This window comes from Microbacterium ureisolvens (assembly GCF_015278315.1).
In the GTDB taxonomy this organism is placed as follows: Bacteria; Actinomycetota; Actinomycetes; order Actinomycetales; family Microbacteriaceae; genus Microbacterium; species Microbacterium ureisolvens.
On record NZ_JADIJE010000005.1, the window covers coordinates 136,316 to 156,390 of the forward strand.

Below are 20,075 nucleotides of genomic sequence, written 5' to 3' on the forward strand. Positions count from 1 at the left end.
TCAGGCCTCCTGGCGGGCGCGCGGGTCGAGGATGACATACGCGATGTCGGCGAGGATGTTGGTGAACAGCACCGCGAGCGTGATGACGAGGAACACGCCCTGCATGAGCGGGTAGTCCTTGGCGTTGGTCGCGTCGAGCAGCAGCTTGCCGATGCCCGGATACGAGAACACCAGTTCCATGACGAGGGTGCCGCCGACGATGAAGCCGAGGGCCAGCGCGAAGCTCGACAGCTGCGGCAGCATCGCATTGCGGGCGGCGTACGTCGTCACGACGCGGCGGTCCGAGAGGCCCTTCGCCTGCGCGACGGTGATGTAGTCCTCGTCGAGGACGGTGATCATCATGTTGCGCATGCCGAGGATCCAGCCGCCCAGCGACGCGATCACGATCGTGATCGCGGGGAGCGCGCCGTGGTACAGCACCTCTCCCACGAACTCCGGTGTGAGGCCGGGCCTGGTTCCCTTGCCGTACGCGTGGGATGCCGGGAACCACCCCAGCGCCGACGCGAAGACCGCGATCGCGATGAGGCCCATCCAGAAGTAGGGGACCGTCGAGAAGAACGTGGCGACCGGGATGACGGCATCCGATCCGCGTCCGCGGCGCCAGCCGATCACCGCTCCGACGACCGTGCCGAGCACGAACGAGATCACCGTGGCGATGCCGACGAGGCCGACGGTCCAGGGCAGCGCCGTGCCGATCACGTCGGTGACCGGTGCCAGGCCGTGGGAGAACGACCGGCCCAGGTTGCCCGAGAACAGCAGCTGCCAGTAGTCGAGGTACTGCTGCCAGAGGCTCTTCTCCTCGTCGAGGCCGAAGAGCGTGCGCAGCGCCTCGATGGCCTCGGGACTGATCTTGCCCTGGTTCTTCTGCAGGTAGGCCGAGACCGGGTCGCCCTTCATCGAGTGCGCGATGACGAAGTTGATCGTGATGGCCGCCCACGCCGTGAACAGGTAGAACAGGGTGCGTCGGAGCGCGAACCTCATGCCGAGGCTCCTTCCGTGTCGGTGCGCGCGAAATGGCGGTCGGGATCGGGGGAGGCGTTGCGCAGGGCGCGGGTGTACTCGTCCTGCGGGTTCAGGATCACTTCGTCGGCAGGCCCGCGCTCGACGACGCGGCCGCGGTTGAGCACCATGATCTCGTCGCTGAAGTGGCGGGCGGTCGCCAGGTCGTGCGTGATGTAGAGCACGCCGAGGTTCGACTCGCGCTGCAAGTCGGCGAGCAGGTTGAGCACGCCGAGCCGGATCGAGACGTCGAGCATCGAGACCGGCTCGTCGGCGATGAGCAGGCTCGGGCGCGACGCGAGCGCGCGGGCGATCGCCACGCGCTGGCGCTGGCCGCCCGACAGCTCGTGCGGGCGCCGGTCGATGATGCTGCCGGGGTCCAGGCGCACGCGCTCCAGGAGCCGGCGCACCTCGGCCTCGACCTCGTCGGAGGGCACCACACGGTCAAGGCGCAAGGGGCGCTCGATGTGGTGGCGGATGGTGTGGTACGGGTTCAGCGACGCGAACGGGTCCTGGAAGACCATCCGCACCTGCTGGCGGTAGCGACGCAGACCGCGGCCGCTGCGCGGGATCGGCGAACCGTCGAGCAGCACCTCGCCGGTCGTCTGGCGCTCCAGCTGCGTGATGATCTTCGCGATCGTGGACTTGCCGCTGCCGCTCTGCCCGACCAGGGCGATCGTCTGGCCGCTGTGCAGCGTGAAGCTGACGTCGTCGAGCGCGAGCATCTTGCCGGCGCCGCGCACGCGGTAGCGCTTGGTGACGTGGCGGAATTCGAGGGTCGTCATGCGGAGACCTCCAGAGAATCGGATGCCGCGGGCGAGGCATCCGTCGATCCTCCGCCGCCGCGCACGAAGTCGCCCCGGTCGCCCGTGAGACTGGGGAACGACGACAGCAGCCGCTTGGTGTACTCGTGCTGCGGGTTGCGGTAGATGTTCTCGGCGGTGTCGAGCTCGACGATGCGGCCCTCGCGCATCACGGCGATGCGGTCGGAGATCTCCAGGAGCAGCGGCAGGTCGTGCGTGATGAAGACGACCGAGAAGCCGAACTCGCGGCGGAGGTCGGAGATCTGCGCGAGGATCTCGCGCTGCACGAGCACGTCGAGGGCCGTCGTCGGCTCGTCCATGATCATCAGCTGAGGGTGCAGCGCGAGGGCCATCGCGATCATGACGCGCTGGCGCATACCGCCCGACAGCTCGTGGGGGAACGACTTGAGGCGGTCGCGACCGACGCCGACGAGGTCGAGCAGATCGCCGCAGGCGCGGGTGCGCTCGCCGCGGGACATCTCAGGCCGGTGCGTCGTGAAGACGTCGCCGAGCTGCCGCCCGACGTTGATCACGGGGTTCAGCGCGTTCATGGCGCCCTGGAAGACCATCGAGGCCTTGTCCCAGCGGAACCGCCGCATCTCGTCGTCGCTCAGGGCGCCGATGTCGACGACCTCGCCGGTCGCGTCGTGGAACACCGCACTGCCGCCGGTGATGACGGCGGGCGGCTTGAGGAGGCGCTGGATGCCGTAGGCCAGCGTGGTCTTGCCCGAGCCGGATTCACCGGCCAGGCCCAGGATCTCTCCGCGCTTGAGCTCCAGCGACACGTCGCGCACCGCCTCGACGGGCGGGTCGACGTCGTAGGTGACGCTGAAGTCGGAGATCGTCAGCAGAACGTCTTCGGTCATATCTCGATCGGGCTCGTGGGATGGATGGGCTCGTCTTCGCGGGGGAGGCCCGGGCGGCCATGGGCTGCCCGGGCGCCGTGCAGGGGCTGGGCCGGCGGGCCCAGCCCCTGCAGCGGTCGCTCTCAGTCCGCGGGCTGGAGCTTGGTGAGGATGTACACCGCCGTCGGCTGCGTCGGGTCGGCGGGGACGTACGGGTCGTCCTCACCGGGCCAGCCGACGAAGCTGCGGGTGTTGTACTGGCTCAGGAACGGACGCGTCCCGATCGGCATCGCCGGCACCTGGTCGACGAAGATCTTCTGCACCGTCTCGAGCGCGGCGGCGCGCGTCGCGTCGTCGGTCGTGCTGGCGTACTCCGAGAGCGCGGCCGTCGCCTCCGGGCTGTCGAACCGCCCGAAGTTGAAGTCGGCGGTCTCGCCCAGGGGCTTGAGGAACCGGCCGTCCATCTGGTCGCTGTACAGGTCGTACGGGGTAGCGCCCGAGTCGGTCCAGTGCAGGATCGCCTGGAAGTCGCCCGTGCCCTTGGCCTCCCACCACGAGTCCGCGTCAGGGGTGTCGACAGCCGCCTCGACGCCGAGCCCCTTGACGGAGTCCGAGATGAGGCTGATGCCGGTGACGTAGTCGTTCCAGCCCTGCGGCACCGACAGCGTGAACGTCACCGCTTCGCCGTCGGGGTCGATGAGGGCGTCGCCGTCCCACGTGTAGCCGGCCTCTTCGAGCACCTTCTTGGCACCGTCGACGTCGACCGCGTACTCCTGGCCGTCGAACTCCGAGGCGATGTACGCATCGCCGGCGGGGGTCGGCAGACCCGTCACCGAGGTGAGCGCCGGAACGCCGCCCTCGCGTGCGATCTCCTGGTGCTTGGCGCGGTCGATGACCATGTTGACGGCCTTGCGGAACGCGACGTCGCTGAAGGGCTTGGTCTCGGTGTTGACGAACATCGTGTCGATGCCCAGACCCGCGGCCGCCCAGTAGACGTTGTGGTCGGGGTCCTTGTCGAGGTACGCGGACTGCACGTTCGGGATGAACGCCTGCGCCCAGTCGGCGTCGCCGCCTGCGAGCGCGGTGGTCAGGGCGGTGTTGTCTGCGTACGACACGTAGTACAGCGTCGGAACCGCGAGCTCGCCGCCCCAGTAGTCGTCGCGCGCGGTGAGCTCGACCGCCTGGGTGCTGAAGCTGCTCAGCACGTAGGGGCCGGTGCCGACCGGCTCCTCGTTGGCGAAGGTGGTCGGGTCGTCGACCTCCTCCCAGATGTGCTTGGGGACGATGAGCTTGTGCAGGACCTTGTCCTGCTTGATGAACATGGGGTTCTCGAACGAGAGGGTCACGGTGTCGCCGTCGACCGCGATGTCGGAGATGCCGAGCGCCGTCGTGTCCAGCGCCGGGTTGTCCTTGACCATCTGGAACGTGTAGGCGATGTCGTCCGCCGTGAAGTCCTCGCCGTCGTTCCAGGTCACGCCTTCGCGGGCGGTGAGCTGCACGGACTTGTAGTCCTCCGACCAGGTGATCTCCGACGCCAGCCACGGCACGACGTCCGCGGTGGGGTCGACGAGGTTCACGATGCCCAGCGGCTCGAAGATGGCGTTGGCGTATCCCAGGCGCAGCGCCGAGGAGTCGCCCACCCAGGGGTTGTTGCCCTCGGTCGTGATGGGGCCGTCGGGCTTGGCGATGGTCAGGGATGCGCCGTCTCCGGGCTCCGCCGAGTCGCCGCCGCCGGCTGCGCAGCCGGTCAGCGCGATCGCCGCGGCGAGGCCGACGGCGACGAGGGAGGATCTGAGCCTCATTGCTACTCCTTCGTGTGTGCACGACGTCGTGCTCGCGAGGTCGACCGCGACGTCGAGGGGGTGATTGCCGGATCAACTTACAATCAAGTAAGTAACTTGTGCAAGTAGGGTGTGCAGAGGAGCACGGATGGCCGTGCGTAGACTCACAGGCGCCGGCGCAGACGCACACCGACAGCCGGCGAAGAAGGGGGTGCCGACCCATGGCAGGACCGCGTCGGCAGCCGCGTTCGCGGCCCGAGACACTCGCCAAGCGGCGCGACATCCTCGATGCCGCCGTGGAGATCTTCGGAAGCAAGGGATTCGCCGGCGGCACGCTGCAGGAGATCGCCGACCAGGTGGGCATGACCCACGCCGGGATCCTCCACCACTTCGGCTCGAAGGATCAGCTGCTGCTGCAGGTGCTCCAGCACCGTGACGAGACGGACGTCGCCGATCTGGAGGAGCAGCACATCCCCGACGGTATGCCGCTGTTCCGGCACCTCGTGCGCACGGCGTTCGTCAACGCCCATCGCGCGGGGATCGTGCAGGCGTACGTCGTGCTCTCGGCTGAGTCGGTGACCGACGACCACCCCGGCCGCGACTTCTTCCAGAAGCGGTATCAGACCCTCCGGACCGAGGTCGCCCACGCGTTCGCCGTCGTGTGCGCCGAGCGCGGCGTCACCGAGCCCGCCACCGTCGCCTACGCGTCGACGAGCATCCTCGCCGTCATGGACGGCCTCCAGGTGCAGTGGCTCCTCGATCCCGACGACGTCGACCTGGCGCGGGCCTCCGAGTTCGCGATCGAGGCGATCGTGTCGGCCGTGCTGACACCGCAGCCCTCGCCGCTGTCCGAACCGGCCTCGAACGCGCAGACATGAGCCGAGCGGATGCCGGGGGTCCGGCATCCGCTCGCCCGACGTCTTGTCAGCCCAGCCGCTCGACGGTGTAGTCGATGCAGCGGACGAGCTGGCGCACGTCTTCCGGGTCGATCGACACGAACGTCGCGACGCGCAGCTGGTTGCGGCCGAGCTTGCGGTAGGGCTCGGTGTCGACGATGCCGTTGGCGCGCAGGCTCTTGGCGACGGCCGCGGCATCGACCGACTCGTCGAAGTCGACCGTGACGACGACGGAGGAGCGGTCGGCCGGGTCTGCCACGAAGGGGGTGGCGTAGGCGGATGCCTCGGCCCAGTCGTAGAGCGCCTGCGACGACTCGCGCGTGCGGGCGTCGGCCCACTGCAGTCCGCCGCTGCTGTTGATCCACCGCAGCTGCTCGTTCAGGAGGAACAGCGTCGTGAGGGCGGGGGTGTTCAGGGTCTGGTTGAGCCGCGAGTTGTCGACGGCCTGCTTGAGGCTGAGGAACTCGGGGATGTAGCGGCCCGAGGCGGCGATGCGCTCGATCCGCTCGATCGCGGCGGGCGAGACGAGCGCGAACCACAGCCCGCCGTCCGAGCCGAGGTTCTTCTGCGGCGCGAAGTAGTACACGTCGGCCTCGTGCAGCGAGAAGTCGATGCCGCCCGCGGCGCTGGTCGCATCGATGACGGTGAGCGCCCCGTCGTCGCCCTGGACGCGCTGCACCGCAGCGGCGACACCGGTCGACGTCTCGTTGTGCGGCCACGCGTACACGTCGACGCCCTCGACCGCCTCGGCGCCGGTGCGGGTGCCGGCGGCGACCTCGCGCACGTCGGGCGCCTCCAGCCACGGTGCCTTGGCGGCCTTGGCGAACTTGCCGCCGAACTCGCCGAACACGAGATTCTGGCTGCGCTTCTCGATGAGGCCGAAGGCGGCGGCATCCCAGAAGGCCGTGGACCCGCCGTTGCCGAGGATCACCTCGTAGCCGTTCGGCGCGCGGAAGAGCTCGTGCAGCCCCGCTCGCACGTGTCCCACGAGATCCTTCACCGGAGCCTGGCGGTGCGAGGTGCCGATCAGCGCCGCGCCGCGGCCGGCCAGCGCCTCGAGGTGGGCGGGGATGACCTTCGACGGGCCGCACCCGAAGCGTCCGTCGGCGGGCAGGATCTCTCGGGGAAGCTCGATGTGCGCCATGCGTCGATTCTAGAGAGCCACGGGCCCGCGCCCCGCCCGCGTGACGGGGCGTGACGGGGTGCCGCGCCAGGACCGGCCCGGCCCGGCGTCGGGAGCAGAGGATAGGCTGTCCTCAGCCCCTTGAGACCCCTGAGGACACCGCGATGACCGACCTGATCGACACGACCGAGATGTACCTGCGCACGATCCTCGAGCTCGAGGAGGAGAACATCGTGCCGCTGCGGGCCCGCATCTCGGAGCGTCTCGGGCACTCGGGTCCCACCGTGTCGCAGACGATCGGCCGCATGGAGCGCGACGGCCTCGTCGTGGTCTCCGAGGACCGCAGTCTCGAGCTCACCGACGCCGGACGCCAGAAGGCCGTCGACGTGATGCGCAAGCACCGGCTCGCGGAGCGCCTGCTGTCCGACGTGATCGGGCTGGACTGGGCGTACGTGCACGAAGAGGCCTGCCGCTGGGAGCACGTCATGAGCGAGCAGGTCGAGCGCCGGCTCGTCGAGCTGCTGGGCCACCCCACCGAGTCGCCCTACGGCAACCCGATCCCCGGTCTCGACCAGCTGGGCGACGTGCCCACCGGCGGCTTCGAGCAGGGCGTCGTCGGTCTCGTGCGCCGCCTCAACGACGCCGGCGAGCCCATCACCGGCACGGTGCGCCGCCTGGCCGAGCCCGCTCAGGTCGATCCCGAGCTGCTGCAGCAGCTCAAGGGCGCGGGCGTCGTGCCCGGCGCCGTCGGCGACTACCGCTACAACGAGGGCTACGTGCTCGTGCAGATGCAGGGCAGCGACGAGGGGCTGGAGCTCCCGGTCGAGGTCGCGTCGCACATCTTCCTGGTCGACGAGGCGCGCTGACGGGAAAGCGGATGCCGCGCCCCGGCGCCCGTCCGACACACTGTGCGGAGATTGCCAGGCGTGGAGCGTGACAGAATCGTGACCTTCGGGTAGCCTCGAACAGTCCACCAGGCCAGAAGCCCGCCGACCGGACCCCGCGTGGATTGCCTCACCGGCTCGTCGTCCACACGTGGCATAGCCCGCACATCGTGCCCCGACATCGAGTGCTGACGAGCCAGGCGCCCCGGCGCAGAGGCGCCGGAGGACCAGTTTGGCTGAAGAGATCGAGTCGCACGCGAACGTGCCCGAGCACGCCGCGGCGGACCAGAACCGCCGCGCGCGCAACAGGAAGACCCCCGTGCGACGCACTCGCGCCGCCGCGCCCGCGAAGCCGTCGCCCGCTCGTGCGACGACCGCGCCGTCGGCGTCGGCCCCGTCCAAGAAGGGGCGCATCACCAAGCCGCTGCGCAGCCTCGTCATCCTGAGCATGGTCGGCGGCCTGGTCGCCACCGTGGCGCTGCCGGCGTTCGCCGCCGGCGCGGCGCGCACCACCGAGGGGCCGCTCACGCTGCAGCAGATGGCAGTGGATGACGCGCAGTCCTTCGTCGCGGCATCCGACGCGAACGCCTCCGAGCTCTCGCGCGACAGCTACGCGGCCACCACGCCGGAAGAGATCGAGAAGAAGAAGGCCGAGGAGGCCGCCGCTGAGCGTGCTCGGCAGATCGCGGCCGCTGCCGCCGCGGCCGCTGCTTCGCGCAGCTCCTCCTCCTCCGTTCCGACGAACATCGCGCTCACGTCACCGGGCACCGGCGAGGTGCGCTGGCCGATCCTGAACTTCACCAAGGGCCGCGGGCTCTGGGACTCGGGCTACCACCAGGGTGTCGACCTCCTGTCCTCGTGCGGCACCCCGCTCTACGCGGCCGCGGCCGGCGTGGTCAAGGTCTCGCAGGAGAGCTACGGCGGCTACGGCGTCGGCGTCTCGATCGACCACGTCATCGGCGGCCAGCGCGTCAACACCCTCTACGGCCACATGACCTACGGCAGCCGTCAGGTCTCGGTCGGCCAGTCGGTCGAGGCGGGCCAGCTCATCGGCCTCGTCGGCAGCACCGGCAGCTCGACCGCCTGCCACCTCCACTTCGAGGTCCACATCAACGGCTCCGTCGTCGACCCGTGGGCCTGGCTGCAGGCGAACGCGGGCTGAGCCCTCGGAGCCTTCGCGAGATCTCTGCAATCACACGAGAAACGGATGCCGCCGCCCGCACCGGGCGGCGGCATCCGTTCTTCGACACGCCCGCCGTCGTTCACCGCGCCACGGCCCCGGTGTCCGCTGCGTGCGTTAGCCTGATTCCCGACGCTGAGAGAGCGGAGGGAGCCGATGGGCTGCACACCACGCATCCGAACCATGGATGCGCTCGGACGCCTCGTCCTTCGGCATTGCACGAGCGGATGCCGCGGCACTGCCGTGGCGCCAAGGCGCTGTCTGTAGACAGCGCCTTTTTTCATGCCCCTGCGCCCTCGATCGTCGCGCAAGTCGAATACCGAGAAGCCGTCCCGGCCATTCGAGAGGATGATCAATGCGCACTCTGGTGCTGAACGCGGGCTACGAACCGCTCGCCGTCGTGTCGTTCAAACGGGCGCTCGTGCTCGTGATGAACGAGAAGGCCACCGTGATCGAGCACACCGAGACAGATCCGGTGTGGGGGACCAGACGCTCGTACGAGCGCCCGGCCGTGATCATCCTGACCCGCTATGTGCGGGTGCCGGGCGGTCGCCACGTTCCGGTGACCCGTCGCGGCGTGCTGCGGCGCGACAACCACCGCTGCGCGTACTGCGGCAAGGCGGCGTCCACGATCGACCACGTGCTGCCGCGCTCCCGCGGGGGCGCCGACTCGTGGGAGAACCTTGTCGCGTGCTGCCTGCGCTGCAACAACGTCAAGGGCGACCGGACGCCGCAGGAGATGGACTGGGAGCTGCGCTTCCTTCCCCGCCCGCCGCGCGGCGGGCAATGGACCGTGCGGGGCACGGAGCGCACCGACCCGCGCTGGGAGCCTTATCTCGCACTCGCGGCCTGACCGCCTCGCGCGAGCGGGCTGACCGCCTCTCACTCGCGGCCCGAGCTCGTCGGCTCGGCGCTGGGCGCGTCGGGTCGAGGCCCGAGCGCGTCGCCTTCGGGCTGAGCGCGTCCCTCGAGGCCAGGTGTCGTCGCTCGCCCGAGCGCGCCGCCTCAGGGGGTCGAGGCGAGTCAGCCGACGTCGAGGATGCGCAGCCACCGCGTGAGGATGGGCTCGAGGGCCGCGGCATCCGTCTTCCCGAGCTCTTCCAGGATCCGGTGCTCGTTGGCCAGGTGCGCGGCGATGGCGCGATCGATGAGATCGCGCCCCTCAGGGGTGAGCCGCACCAGTCGCTTGCGGGCGTCGGATGCCTCGACTCTGCGTTCGACGAGGCCTCGGGCGGCGAGGCGGTCGACGCGCTTGGTGAGCCCGCCGGTGGTGACGAGCGTGTGATCGGCGAGCTCGCCGGCGGCCCGCTCGAACGGGTCGCCGGCGCGGCGGAGGGTCGCGAGCACATCGAACTCGCCCTCGCTCAGGCCGAACTCGCCGTATACCGCGACGAGTCGCTCCGTCAGCTCGAGGGCGACGCGATGCAGGCGGCCGATGACTCCCTGCGGAGAGGGGTCGAGGTCGGGCCGCTCGCGACGCCACTCGTCCTGGATCTGCGAGACGCGATCGGGGAGGGCGGACAGGTGAGGGTCTTCTTCGGCCATGCGCCACATCTTATCTTCCCGGTAAGATAAAGTATCTTCCATGGAAGATAAGCGATGGGTGTGGATCCTGGTGACGGCGATCGCGCCGATCGCGTGGGGGAGTGGCTACGTCGTCACGCGGAGCCTCCTCCCCGCGGACGCACCACTGTGGGGTGGGGTGCTGCGGGCGCTGCCAGCGGGCGTCATCGTGCTCCTCCTGGCGCGCCGGCTGCCGCGCGGCTCGTGGTGGTGGCGGTCGCTCGTGCTCGGCACCCTCAACGTGGGCGGCTTCTTCGTGCTCGTCTACATCGCCGGTCAGCGGCTGCCTTCGAGCCTCGCGGCGACGCTGATGTCGGCATCCGCCGCGAGCATGCTGCTGTTCGCGTGGCTGCTGCTGCGCCGGCGCCCGCGGCTGGCCTCGGGCATCGGGGCGGCCGTGGGGCTCGCGGGGGTCGCGGTGATGCTCGGGTTCGACGCCGATGGCGCGGATTCGTGGGGTGTCGCGGCCTCGCTCGGGGCGATGCTCGCCTCGTCGCTCGGCTTCGTGCTCACCTCCCGGTGGGGCTCCGACGTTCCGGCGCTGCCCATGACGGCATGGCAGCTCATCGGCGGCTCGGTCGTGCTGCTCCCCGTCGCGGTGTTCGTGGAAGGGCCCCCGCCGACGCTCACGGCGCCGTCGGCTGCGGGCTTCGCATATCTCACCCTCATCGCCACGGCGCTGGCGTACGTGGCGTGGTTCTCGGGACTGCGGCACCTGGCGCCCGGCGTGGTCGGCGTGGTGGGCCTGCTCAATCCCGTCACGGGAGTGGTGCTCGGCGTCGCGCTGGCGGGCGAGGCGTTCGGAGTGCCGCAGTTCGTCGGCGTGGGGCTCGTGCTCGCAGGAATCGTGCTGGGGGCGGCGTCGCCGGTTCGGCGTCGGGGGGACCGGCTGCGCGTCGTGGCGGCTGTGGCGGATTCTCGAACATAACTGTCGGAAGTCCGGGTTACCCTCGTTCCCAGCGATTGAATCACTAGAACATCTGTTCTAGCATGTGGGAATGAGGGCGATCGTGCAGCTCACGGCACAGCACGTGCACGAGGCCGTCGGGCAGGATCCGACGGGTCCGGAGCCTGCCGGTATCGCGACGGTGGGCGACGGGCCCGGCGCGGCCGGCACCGTCGCCCGCCTCCGCGCCCAGCTCGAGCGGGTGCAGGGGCGCCGGCTCGATGCGCCGGTGCTTCCGGTGCATCCCGCGCTGGCGTCGCTGCTTCCCGGTGGCGGACTCCGCCCCGGGGCGGCCTACTCCCTCCCGCGGTCGACGTCGGTGCTGCTGGCGCTGCTCGCCCAGCCCTCGCAGTCGGGGTCGTGGTGCGGGGTGATCGGGATGCCGCGGCTCGGCGCCGAAGCCGCCGAGGGGCTCGGGGTCGATCTGTCGCGGCTCGTGCTCATCCCCGATCCCGGGGCGCGCTGGCTGGCCGTGACCTCCACCGTCGCCGAGGTGCTGCCGGTGGTCGCGGTGAGGCCGGCGGGCCGGGCGGCCGACGGCGAGATCGCCCGTCTGGCGGCACGCCTGCGCGATCGCGGTGCGGTGCTCCTCGTGCAGGGGCCCTGGCCGCAGGCCGAGGCGGTGCTCGAGGTGGGCGAGCCGTCGTGGGAGGGCGTCGGCCGCGGGCACGGATACCTCGCGGGGCGCGAGGTGACGATCACGGCGTCCAGCCGGCGCTGGCCGCGGTCGCGGCGTGCCCATGTGATGCTGCCGGATGCCGCGGGGCACATCTCGGTCGCACCCGAGCGCATGCGTCGGGTCGAGCCGCTGCCCCTGGCCGGGGACTCCTTCCCAGCCGAGGCCTCGTTCTCCGATCGGGTCTCGGTCCCGGATCGGATCCCGATTCCCGACCGGATGAAGCGGGTGGGGTGACATGACGCCGGGGACGCCCGTCCGGAGCCTCGTGCTGTGGTTCCCCGACTGGCCGGTCACGGCGCTCGAGCGCGGTGCGGCGGTCGAGGAACGTCCGGGCGCCGCTGACGTGGGGGAGAGGCCGGGGTCGGAGCCTGCTTCCGGAGAGGCCGTCGCTTCCGGACAGGCCGCCCGCTCCGGACGACGGCCTCCGATCGCCGTCGTCGAGCGCAATCTGGTCGTGGCGTGTTCGGCGTCGGCACGGGCAGAGGGGGTGCGGCGGGGGCAGCGCCGGCGCGACGCGCAGGCGCGGTGCCCGGGGCTGGCGATCGTCGACGCGGATGCCGCGCGCGATCATCGCGCCTTCGCGCCGGTCGTGTCGCTCATCGAGGAGCGGGCCCCGGGGGTCCAGCTGGTGCGGCCGGGGCTGTGCGCGCTCCGCGCCCGCGGTCCGGCGCGGTACTACGGCGGAGAGACCGAGGCCGCCCGCATGCTGATCGGTGCGCTGCGCGAGGCGGGGCTCGACGGGGTCAGAGCGGGGATCGCCGACGGTCCGTTCACGGCGGAGCAGGCGGCGCGTGGCGGCACGAGCATCGACGACCCGGTGTTCGTCGTGCCCGCGGGTGGCGCCGCCGGGTTCCTCGCACCGCTGTCGGTTGCCGTGCTCGAGGCCTCGGCGACTCTGGGCGGCGGCGCCGCGGACGTGAAAGAGACCGCCGACCTGGTGGGTCTGCTCGCACGGCTGGGGGTGCAGACCCTGGGCGGGTTCGCCGCGATGGAGCCCGATCGCGTGCGGGAGCGGTTCGGGGATCGGGGCGTGCGACTGCACGCCCTGGCGGCAGGACGCGACTCCCGGCCGGTGCAGCCGCGCACGCCCCCGCCCGAGCTGCAGCGCGAGGTCGCCTTCGAGCCGCCGCTCGAGATCGCCGACCAGGTCGCGTTCGCGATGCGCGTCACCGCCGACGACTTCGTCGCGGGGCTGGGGGCGGTCGACCTGGTATGCACCGAGCTGCGGGTCGAGCTCGTCGGTGATCGAGGCGAGCGCAGCGAGCGGGTGTGGCTGCACCCCGGTTCGTTCGACGCGGCGGCGGTGGTCGACCGCGTGCGGTGGCAGCTCGCCGAGGACGTCGGCGCGGGCGAGTCAGCCGGGGGCGGCCTGCGCAGCGGGGTCACCCTGGTGCGGATCTCTCCCGAGGCGGTGGACGAGGCCTCCCACCATGCTCCTGCCCTGTTCGGCGGCGGCCCCGAGGAGCGGGTGCACCATGCCCTGTCGCGCGTGCAGGCCATGCTGGGGCATCGCGGCGTGCTCACCCCCGCGATCGGCGGCGGCAGATGGCTGGCGGAGCGCCAGGTGCTCGTGCCGTGGGGAGACCGCGACGAACGCGATCGAGCGGCGAACGGCGCAGGCGGGCTCGCGGCGCAGCGCGCACGGCCCTGGCCGGGAAGCCTTCCCGACCCGCTGCCGGCGACGGTGTTCGCAGATCCGGTGCCGGTCGACGTGCGGGCGCTGGGCGGCGAGCTGGTCGACGTCGACGAACGGGGGAACGTCTCGGCTGTGCCGGCCTTCTTCGCCGAGAGCGGGCGACGGCGGGCGATCGAGGCGTGGGCGGGGCCGTGGCCGGTGGTCGAGCGCGGATGGGATGCCGCACGCGCACGTCGTGCGCATCGGTTCCAGGTCGTCGACGCCGACGGGGGCGCGTGGCTGCTGGTGTGCGACGGGGACGTCTGGACGGCGGAGGCGACCTATGACTGACGTCTCCCGCCGGTCGTTGTGCGTCGACGAGCTCGGCAACCGATCCCTGAGCTCGTCGAGGGGCAGCTGATGGGCTTCAACAACCCGGGCGTTCCGTGGTCCGAGATGGAGCGGGTGCTCAGCGGCCGACGCCGGCCCGAGTCGGCGCCCGTCGGCGCCGACGGCGGCGACAGCCCGGCGTGGTCGCGCAAGCGAGGGCCGTACATCGCTCCCACGATCCCGCGCCCGGCCGAGGCGATCCCCTACGCCGAGCTGCACGCGCACTCGTCGTACTCGTTCCTCGACGGCGCCTCCTCGCCGGAGGAGCTGGTCGAGGAGGCCGAGCGACTGGGACTGCACGCCCTGGCGATCACCGACCACGACGGCTTCTACGGCATCGTCCGATTCGCCGAGGCGGCTGAGGCGCTGCAGCTGCGCACGGTCTTCGGCGCCGAGCTGTCGCTCGAGCTGCCGAAGCCGCAGAACGGCGAGGCCGATCCGGTCGGCGCGCACCTGCTCGTGCTCGCCCGAGGCGAGGAGGGGTACCACCGGCTGGCCGGGGCGATCACGCATGCCCAGCTGCAGGGAGCCGAGAAGGGGCGCCCGGCCTACGACCTCGAAGAGCTCGCCGCACAGGCCGAGGGGGAGTGGGCGGTGCTCACCGGATGCCGCAAGGGCGCCGTGCGTCGCGCGCTCGCCTCGGCGCCGGGAACCGCGGGAGCCGGCGCCGCCGGCCGCGAGCTCGACCGCCTCGTGACTCTCTTCGGGCGCGACAACGTGCACGTCGAGCTCATCGACCACGGCAATCCGCTCGACACGCGCGACAACGACGTGCTGGCCGGGCTCGCCCGCGAGCGAGGCCTGCCGCTCCTCGCGACGAACAACGTGCACTACGCCGTCCCGCAGCGACAGCTCCTCGCTGCGGCGGTCGCGGCGGTGCGCGCCAATCGGGGACTCGACGAGCTCGACGGCTGGCTGCCCGCGCACGCCGGTGCTCACCTGCGCTCGGGGGCCGAGATGGCGGAGCGGTTCGTGAGGTTCCCCGACGCCGTCGCCCGCACCGTGACCCTGGCCGACGAGCTCGCCTTTCCGCTGCGCCGGGCGAAGCCGGCGCTGCCCAAGCAGAAGGTGCCCGAAGGGCACACGCCCATGTCGTGGCTGCGGCACCTGGTGTGGGAGGCGGTGCCGCGCAAGTACCCCGGCCTCTCGGAGGACGACCGGGCGCGCATCGAGAAGGAGCTCGCGGTCATCGAGCTGAAGGACTTCCCGGGCTACTTCCTGATCGTGCACGGCATCGTCCAGGAGGCCCGGCGGCGCGGCATCCTGTGCCAGGGGCGCGGATCCGCCGCCAACAGCGCGATCTGCTACCTGCTCGACATCACGGCCGTCGACGCGATCGGGTACGACCTGCCGTTCGAGCGGTTCCTGTCGAGCCTGCGCGAGGAGGAGCCCGACATCGACGTCGACTTCGACTCCGATCGCCGCGAGGAGATCATCCAGTGGGTCTACCAGGAGTACGGGCGCGACCGCGCGGCGCAGGTCGCGAACGTCATCCAGTACCGGCCGAAGAACGCGGTGCGCGACATGGCCAAGGCGCTGGGTCATTCGCCCGGGCAGCAGGACGCCTGGTCGAAGCAGATCGAGGGCTGGGGGGCGCTCCTCGAGACCGGCGCGGGCCACGACATCCCCGATCAGGTGCTGGAGTTCGCGGGCGAGCTGCTCAAGGCGCCGCGGCATCTCGGCATCCACTCCGGCGGCATGGTGCTCACCGACAGGCCGGTGGGGGAGGTCGTGCCGATCGAGCACGCCCGGATGGAGAACCGCACGGTGATCCAGTGGGACAAGGACGACGCCGCCTGGATGGGGCTGGTGAAATTCGACCTGCTGGGCCTCGGGATGCTCGCCGCCCTGCAGTACTGCTTCGACATGATCCGCGCGTCGACGGGGGAGGAATGGGAGCTGTCGACGCTCCCGAAGGAGGAGAAGGCGGTCTACGACATGCTGTGCCGGGCGGATTCGATCGGGGTGTTCCAGGTCGAGTCCCGCGCGCAGATGGGTCTTCTCCCGCGCCTGCAGCCGCGGCGGTTCTACGATCTCGTGATCGAGATCGCGCTCATCCGCCCGGGGCCTATCCAGGGCGGCGCCGTGCACCCGTTCGTCAAGCGCAAGCTGGGGCAGGAGGAGATCACCTACGCACACCCCAAGCTCCAGCCGGTGCTCGAGCGCACGCTCGGGGTGCCGGTGTTCCAGGAGCAGCTCATGCAGATGGGCATGGCCGTCGGCGGGCTCACCGGAGAGGACGCCGACCTGCTGCGGCGGGCGATGGGCTCCAAGCGCGGGATCGAGCGCATCGACTCGCTGAAGGAGAAGCTGTATGCCGGCATGGCCGAGAACGACCTGGTGGGGGAGGAGGCCGACGCGATCTACGCGAAGATCCAGGCGTTCGCGAACTTCGGGTTCGCCGAGTCGCACTCGCTGTCGTTCGGACTGCTGGTCTATGCCAGCTCGTGGATCAAGCTGCACTATCCCGCGGCGTTCCTGGCGGGGCTGCTGCGCGCCCAGCCGATGGGCTTCTACTCGCCCGCCACCCTGGTGAGCGACGCGCGCCACCACGGCGTCGAGGTGCGCCGCCCTGACCTGCACCTGTCCGGTGTCGAGGCCGTGCTCGAGCCTTCCTCCCGGTCGTTGAGCGAGCGAGGAACGAGCGAGACGAAACCCTCCGAACCCGGAGCAGACTTCTCATCGCGACCGACCGGCCTGGACTCCTGCCTCCTGCGCGACCAGCCGCCCGTGGGGCTCTTCGAGCTCGACGCCCCCGACGAGTCCGCGGCGCATCGCCGTGACGGGCGATTCGCGGTGCGGCTCGGGCTCGCCGGCGTCAAGGGGATCGGCACCGCGGTCGCCGAGCGCCTGGTCGCCGCCCGTGAGGAGGGCGGGCCGTTCCGCGATCTCCGCGACCTGGTGCGGCGTACGAGCATCACGGCCGTGCAGGTCGAGGCGCTCGCCACCGCGGGGGCGTTCGAGTGCCTGGGCCTCAGCCGGCGCGAGGCGATCTGGCTCGCCGGCTCGGCGGCGCAGGATCGTCCGGAGTTCCTGCCGGACTCCCTCATCGCGGTGCAACCGCCGCTGTTCGCCGACCCCACCAGCTACGAGCGGCTCGCGGCCGACCTGTGGGCGACCGGCATCTCCACCGACGACCACCCGCTGACCCACTACCGCTCCGGGCTGGACGCCCGCGGCGTGGTGACCTCCCGCGGGCTGCGCAGCCACGAGGTCGGCCGCCGCGTCGAGGTGGCGGGACTGGTGACCCACCGCCAACGGCCGGCCACGGCATCCGGGATCACCTTCATCAATCTCGAGGACGAGCACGGCCTCGTGAACGTCGTGTGCTCGCTCGGGGTCTGGAACCGCTACCGACGAGTCGTGCGCGACTCCCCGGCGCTCATCGCGCGCGGCATCCTGGAGCGCTCGTCAGAGGGGGTGACGAACCTCATCGCCGACGGCTTCGAAGACCTGCGGGTCGGCGTGCAGCATCGCGCGAGAGACTTCCGCTGACGGATGCCGCCACCCCGCCGTCGTGCTCCCGCGGGGTGGGTTGCAGATCACTCCGGCTCGTCGGTGATGACGCCGGTCGGTTCGGCGTCCTCCACCACGTGGTCCACCCCGAGCTCGTCCGCGACGCCGCGTCCGGCATCCACCGCCTCCTCCTTGCTGGAGAAGCTGAGGGACAGTTCCGGATGCCCCTCGACGTGGTTCTCCCATTGGCCGCGGTTGGACCGCGTGACCACGGGCTCTGTGCTGCCGTTCATGTCTCCTCCTGTGCCGGTCCCGCCCGGGGTCAGAGATCGCCGTCCCAGTCGCTCATATCGGGCGCCTCCGTATCGACCGCGGCGACCGGGCGCAGCCGCCGCTGGATGGCGTTCAGCCGCGCCACGGCCGTGGCATCGACGAGCTCCTCACCGTCCTCGTGAACGTCCCGAGCGACGATCTGGCTGGCCGGACCGATGAGCACCATCACGTTCCCGATCGACCCGTCCTCCTCCCGGGTGGGCACCGAGACCGTCTCGGCGACTCCCACCTCGGCGAGCGCCTGGCTGCAGTACAGCAAGGCTTCGGCGATGTCGTCCCCGGTAAGGAAATCGCTTCCCGCGTAGATCACCCTCTTCACGTGCACTTTTCTACCTGCGTCCAGCGCATCCGCTCTTGGGGTTGCAGGAGACCCGAGAACGGGCTAGACAACGCACCTGGTCTGCGGAGTCCGCGTGGACCGTCGGCGATTCAGCGGGGTGGATCCGCGTCGCCCGCGAGGGCCGCCAGCAGCCTCAGCGCGTGGTCGACGGCTGCGTCGAGCACCTCTGCGGGTTCGCCCTCGAGCTGAAGATGCTCGGCGCCGGTGCCAGCGGCCGACGCCCAACCCAGGTAGACCGTGCCCGGCGCGTGCCCGTCCTCCGCTTCCGGTCCGCCCACACCCGTCGTCGCGACCGCGATGTCGGTCTCCAGCAGCGTTCGCACGCCGGCGGCCAGCGCCGTGGCGCACTCCGCGGAGCACGGGTCGACGCCCTCCGGCACCCCCAGCACCTGGGTCTTCACGGGCATCCGGTAGGCGATGACGCCACCCGAGAACCAGTCCGCAGCGCCCTCGCCCTTGCCGACCTCGCTCGCGAGAAGGCCGGACGTGAGCGATTCGGCGACGGCGACGGTGAGGTCGCGCTCTTGCGCGAGACGGGCGAGAAGCTCGATCGGACCTGCCATGCGTCAACCCTGCCACGCCGTCAGGTGACCGGGATCGGTCCGTGTCGCGCGCAGGGGTTTCGCAAACGGGGCCATCGGCCGGTCGAGCGGCAGGACGCGCGTAGCGTTCAAGGGGAGCCGGACCGGCTCGTCGTCGAACGCAGGCTCGCCCCTGCAGATCGCGTCGCACGACGCAGGAAGTCTGGGCAGAGCGTGTCGGAGATCCCATCGGGCGAGTCCTGTCGCATCGCAGCCGGATCCCGAGGCGGGCGGGGTCCGTCGTGGGCAAGCTGACGTACGAGAACGCGATCAAGGTCGATTTCGACGATCGGACGCTCGCTCACCTGCAGCTCGTGATCGGTGCGAAGCTGCGGCGGGGTGAGCCGCTGCACTTCACCTGGCGCGACGACATCAGCATCGGCGGCGGCCGCACCTCGATCTGGATCCACCCGCAGTCGACGCTGGTGTACAAGTTCTACGGCAGCCGCAAACCTCAGCTCAACCCGGCGTGGATCGATGCGCTGGCATACACCGCGAACTCGTCCACCGGCCTTTACCTCGTTCCCGAGCCGCCGATGCCCAATGGGGAGACCGCGTCGCAGGCGATGTCGGCCTGAGCCGCGCTCGCGCCCACCGTCACCGATCGCCGTGAGCCGCGGCGGCGCGGCTCGCGGCGCCGCAAGGTCGCCAGGGCGCGAGGTCGCCAGGCCGAGAGGCCGCGCGGCGCGGCCCGCGGGCCGGAGAGCGCGAACCCCGGACTCACCTCCGAGCCCTGGCGGGCGCGGAGGTTACGGCCCTGTTTGAGCACCGTCCGGAGATAGGTTAGGCTCCCCTAACGTGATCCCCGACGGCAGCCCAGCACGGTCCACGGACGAGCTGCGAGGTGACGCGCTGGCCCTGAGCTACGGTCGCACCCGCGTGGTCCACGATGTCTCGCTCCACCTGAGGCCGGGCGTCGTCACCGCGCTGATCGGGCCCAACGGCAGCGGCAAGTCGACCGCGCTGCGCGCCCTCGCCCGCCTGCATCGGATCGACGCCGGCTCCGTCCACGTCGACCGGGGCGAAGACCGGCGGGACGCCGCATCCCTCTCCGCAAAGGAGTTCGCCCGCACCGTCGCGATGCTGTCGCAGTCACGCCCGCACCCGTCCGGACTCGAGGTGCGCGACGTCGTCGCGTACGGCCGTCACCCGCACCGCGGACGCTTCGCCGGGCTGCGGGACGACGACCGCGCGGCGATCGATCGGGCGCTGGGTCTGACGGGGCTTACCGCGATGGGGCACCGGCCGGTCGACGAGCTGTCGGGCGGCGAGCTGCAGCGGGTGTGGCTGGCCACCGCGCTCGCCCAGAGCACCGGCATCCTCCTGCTCGACGAGCCCACCAACCACCTCGACCTGCGCTACCAGATCGAGACCCTCGACCTCGTCTGCGACCTGGCCGACCACGGCACCGCCGTCGGTGTGGTGCTGCACGACCTCGACCACGCGGCATCCGTCGCCGACGAAGTCGTGCTCATGCGCCGCGGCCGCGTCCACGCGGCGGGCTCGCCCGCGGAGGTTCTGACCGCTGAGCACCTCAGCGAGGTGTACGGCTTCCGCATCGACACCGCGGTGGACCCCGACACCGGCCGCGTGCGGGTGATCCCGCGCGGCCGCCATCACGAGCGCGTGCGCCGCCACGAAGCCCTCCCCGCCTGACCCCC

Annotated in this window: 19 protein-coding genes; 10 read left to right on the top strand and 9 right to left on the bottom strand. The window is 71.1% G+C overall.

Annotated elements, in window-relative coordinates; all coding sequences use genetic code 11:
• From IM767_RS09915 to IM767_RS09930, 4 genes are all read right to left on the bottom strand, one after another.
• Nucleotides 1-981, bottom strand: a complete 981-nt coding sequence (locus IM767_RS09915; protein WP_109210203.1) for an ABC transporter permease — start codon at nucleotides 979-981, stop codon at nucleotides 1-3.
• Complete coding sequence (locus IM767_RS09920) at nucleotides 978-1,784, bottom strand: ABC transporter ATP-binding protein (RefSeq protein WP_109210204.1); 807 nt, start codon at nucleotides 1,782-1,784, stop codon at nucleotides 978-980. The genes IM767_RS09915 and IM767_RS09920 overlap by 4 nt, the downstream gene beginning before the upstream one ends.
• Nucleotides 1,781-2,668 (bottom strand): ABC transporter ATP-binding protein, encoded by an 888-nt coding sequence (locus tag IM767_RS09925; protein ID WP_109210205.1) that lies wholly within the window; start codon nucleotides 2,666-2,668, stop codon nucleotides 1,781-1,783. Before IM767_RS09925 ends, IM767_RS09920 begins: the two co-directional genes overlap by 4 nt.
• A gap of 122 nt (nucleotides 2,669-2,790) precedes the next feature.
• Complete coding sequence (locus IM767_RS09930; RefSeq protein WP_109210206.1) at nucleotides 2,791-4,449, bottom strand: ABC transporter substrate-binding protein; 1,659 nt, start codon at nucleotides 4,447-4,449, stop codon at nucleotides 2,791-2,793.
• A 200-nt stretch (nucleotides 4,450-4,649) separates the two neighbouring features.
• Here IM767_RS09930 and IM767_RS09935 point away from each other — a divergent pair, with 200 nt between their 5' ends.
• Nucleotides 4,650-5,306 (top strand): TetR/AcrR family transcriptional regulator, encoded by a 657-nt coding sequence (locus IM767_RS09935; protein ID WP_109210207.1) that lies wholly within the window; start codon nucleotides 4,650-4,652, stop codon nucleotides 5,304-5,306.
• Between the two features lie 46 nt (nucleotides 5,307-5,352).
• Here the strand turns inward: IM767_RS09935 and serC are convergent, their stop codons facing one another.
• On the bottom strand, nucleotides 5,353-6,468 hold the full coding sequence (serC, locus tag IM767_RS09940; RefSeq protein ID WP_109210208.1) for a phosphoserine transaminase: 1,116 nt from the start codon (nucleotides 6,466-6,468) through the stop codon (nucleotides 5,353-5,355).
• 143 nt (nucleotides 6,469-6,611) lie between these two features.
• Here serC and IM767_RS09945 point away from each other — a divergent pair, with 143 nt between their 5' ends.
• The 3 genes from IM767_RS09945 to IM767_RS09955 all read left to right on the top strand — a co-directional run bounded on the left by IM767_RS09945 (nucleotide 6,612) and on the right by IM767_RS09955 (nucleotide 9,364).
• On the top strand, nucleotides 6,612-7,313 hold the full coding sequence (locus IM767_RS09945; protein WP_109210209.1) for an iron-dependent transcriptional repressor DtxR: 702 nt from the start codon (nucleotides 6,612-6,614) through the stop codon (nucleotides 7,311-7,313).
• 250 nt (nucleotides 7,314-7,563) lie between these two features.
• A complete protein-coding gene (locus tag IM767_RS09950) occupies nucleotides 7,564-8,493 on the top strand; it encodes a M23 family metallopeptidase (protein WP_109210210.1) in 930 nt (309 codons plus the stop codon).
• A gap of 373 nt (nucleotides 8,494-8,866) precedes the next feature.
• Nucleotides 8,867-9,364 (top strand): HNH endonuclease, encoded by a 498-nt coding sequence (locus IM767_RS09955; RefSeq protein ID WP_109210211.1) that lies wholly within the window; start codon nucleotides 8,867-8,869, stop codon nucleotides 9,362-9,364.
• A 170-nt stretch (nucleotides 9,365-9,534) separates the two neighbouring features.
• On the opposite strand, the gene IM767_RS09960 is transcribed toward IM767_RS09955, so the two are convergent.
• Nucleotides 9,535-10,056, bottom strand: coding sequence for a MarR family winged helix-turn-helix transcriptional regulator (locus IM767_RS09960; RefSeq protein ID WP_109210368.1), 522 nt, complete (start codon nucleotides 10,054-10,056; stop codon nucleotides 9,535-9,537).
• A 40-nt stretch (nucleotides 10,057-10,096) separates the two neighbouring features.
• Between IM767_RS09960 and IM767_RS09965 the strand changes: the two genes are divergently transcribed.
• From IM767_RS09965 to IM767_RS09980, 4 genes are all read left to right on the top strand, one after another.
• Nucleotides 10,097-11,002: an EamA family transporter gene (locus IM767_RS09965; protein ID WP_198425830.1), complete on the top strand. Its 906-nt coding sequence runs from the start codon at nucleotides 10,097-10,099 to the stop codon at nucleotides 11,000-11,002.
• Nucleotides 11,003-11,072: 70 nt separating this feature from the next.
• Nucleotides 11,073-11,933 carry a hypothetical protein gene (locus IM767_RS09970; protein WP_239453272.1) on the top strand — a complete coding sequence of 287 codons (861 nt, stop codon included), beginning with the start codon at nucleotides 11,073-11,075 and terminating at the stop codon, nucleotides 11,931-11,933.
• A gap of 1 nt (nucleotide 11,934) precedes the next feature.
• A complete protein-coding gene (locus IM767_RS09975; RefSeq protein ID WP_194398853.1) occupies nucleotides 11,935-13,665 on the top strand; it encodes a DNA polymerase Y family protein in 1,731 nt (576 codons plus the stop codon).
• 69 nt (nucleotides 13,666-13,734) lie between these two features.
• The gene (locus IM767_RS09980) at nucleotides 13,735-17,199 is read left to right on the top strand and encodes an error-prone DNA polymerase (protein WP_109210212.1); all 3,465 of its coding nucleotides are present in this window, start codon (nucleotides 13,735-13,737) and stop codon (nucleotides 17,197-17,199) included.
• A 47-nt stretch (nucleotides 17,200-17,246) separates the two neighbouring features.
• Here the strand turns inward: IM767_RS09980 and IM767_RS09985 are convergent, their stop codons facing one another.
• From IM767_RS09985 to IM767_RS09995, 3 genes are all read right to left on the bottom strand, one after another.
• Nucleotides 17,247-17,453, bottom strand: a complete 207-nt coding sequence (locus tag IM767_RS09985) for a DUF2188 domain-containing protein (protein WP_109210213.1) — start codon at nucleotides 17,451-17,453, stop codon at nucleotides 17,247-17,249.
• A gap of 29 nt (nucleotides 17,454-17,482) precedes the next feature.
• Complete coding sequence (locus IM767_RS09990; protein ID WP_109210214.1) at nucleotides 17,483-17,812, bottom strand: hypothetical protein; 330 nt, start codon at nucleotides 17,810-17,812, stop codon at nucleotides 17,483-17,485.
• A gap of 110 nt (nucleotides 17,813-17,922) precedes the next feature.
• Nucleotides 17,923-18,396, bottom strand: coding sequence for a CinA family protein (locus IM767_RS09995; protein ID WP_109210215.1), 474 nt, complete (start codon nucleotides 18,394-18,396; stop codon nucleotides 17,923-17,925).
• 260 nt (nucleotides 18,397-18,656) lie between these two features.
• Here IM767_RS09995 and IM767_RS10000 point away from each other — a divergent pair, with 260 nt between their 5' ends.
• Both IM767_RS10000 and IM767_RS10005 read left to right on the top strand, forming a co-directional pair.
• Nucleotides 18,657-18,992 carry a DUF7882 family protein gene (locus IM767_RS10000; RefSeq protein ID WP_109210216.1) on the top strand — a complete coding sequence of 112 codons (336 nt, stop codon included), beginning with the start codon at nucleotides 18,657-18,659 and terminating at the stop codon, nucleotides 18,990-18,992.
• Nucleotides 18,993-19,212: 220 nt separating this feature from the next.
• Nucleotides 19,213-20,070, top strand: coding sequence for an ABC transporter ATP-binding protein (locus IM767_RS10005; protein ID WP_109210217.1), 858 nt, complete (start codon nucleotides 19,213-19,215; stop codon nucleotides 20,068-20,070).
• Nucleotides 20,071-20,075: the final 5 nt, after the last annotated feature.

Bases quoted from the DNA above. Each gene is read 5' to 3' on its own strand.
- IM767_RS09955 (WP_109210211.1), top strand. From the start codon at position 8,867: ATGCGCACTCTGGTGCTGAACGCGGGCTACGAACCGCTCGCCGTCGTG.
- IM767_RS09930 (WP_109210206.1), bottom strand. From the start codon at position 4,449: ATGAGGCTCAGATCCTCCCTCGTCGCCGTCGGCCTCGCCGCGGCGATC.
- IM767_RS09965 (WP_198425830.1), top strand. From the start codon at position 10,097: ATGGAAGATAAGCGATGGGTGTGGATCCTGGTGACGGCGATCGCGCCG.
- IM767_RS09985 (WP_109210213.1), bottom strand. From the start codon at position 17,453: ATGAACGGCAGCACAGAGCCCGTGGTCACGCGGTCCAACCGCGGCCAA.
- IM767_RS09945 (WP_109210209.1), top strand. From the start codon at position 6,612: ATGACCGACCTGATCGACACGACCGAGATGTACCTGCGCACGATCCTC.
- IM767_RS09935 (WP_109210207.1), top strand. From the start codon at position 4,650: ATGGCAGGACCGCGTCGGCAGCCGCGTTCGCGGCCCGAGACACTCGCC.
- IM767_RS09960 (WP_109210368.1), bottom strand. From the start codon at position 10,056: ATGGCCGAAGAAGACCCTCACCTGTCCGCCCTCCCCGATCGCGTCTCG.
- serC (WP_109210208.1), bottom strand. From the start codon at position 6,468: ATGGCGCACATCGAGCTTCCCCGAGAGATCCTGCCCGCCGACGGACGC.
- IM767_RS09980 (WP_109210212.1), top strand. From the start codon at position 13,735: ATGGGCTTCAACAACCCGGGCGTTCCGTGGTCCGAGATGGAGCGGGTG.
- IM767_RS09995 (WP_109210215.1), bottom strand. From the start codon at position 18,396: ATGGCAGGTCCGATCGAGCTTCTCGCCCGTCTCGCGCAAGAGCGCGAC.
- IM767_RS09975 (WP_194398853.1), top strand. From the start codon at position 11,935: ATGACGCCGGGGACGCCCGTCCGGAGCCTCGTGCTGTGGTTCCCCGAC.
- IM767_RS09970 (WP_239453272.1), top strand. From the start codon at position 11,073: ATGAGGGCGATCGTGCAGCTCACGGCACAGCACGTGCACGAGGCCGTC.
- IM767_RS09920 (WP_109210204.1), bottom strand. From the start codon at position 1,784: ATGACGACCCTCGAATTCCGCCACGTCACCAAGCGCTACCGCGTGCGC.
- IM767_RS09915 (WP_109210203.1), bottom strand. From the start codon at position 981: ATGAGGTTCGCGCTCCGACGCACCCTGTTCTACCTGTTCACGGCGTGG.
- IM767_RS09925 (WP_109210205.1), bottom strand. From the start codon at position 2,668: ATGACCGAAGACGTTCTGCTGACGATCTCCGACTTCAGCGTCACCTAC.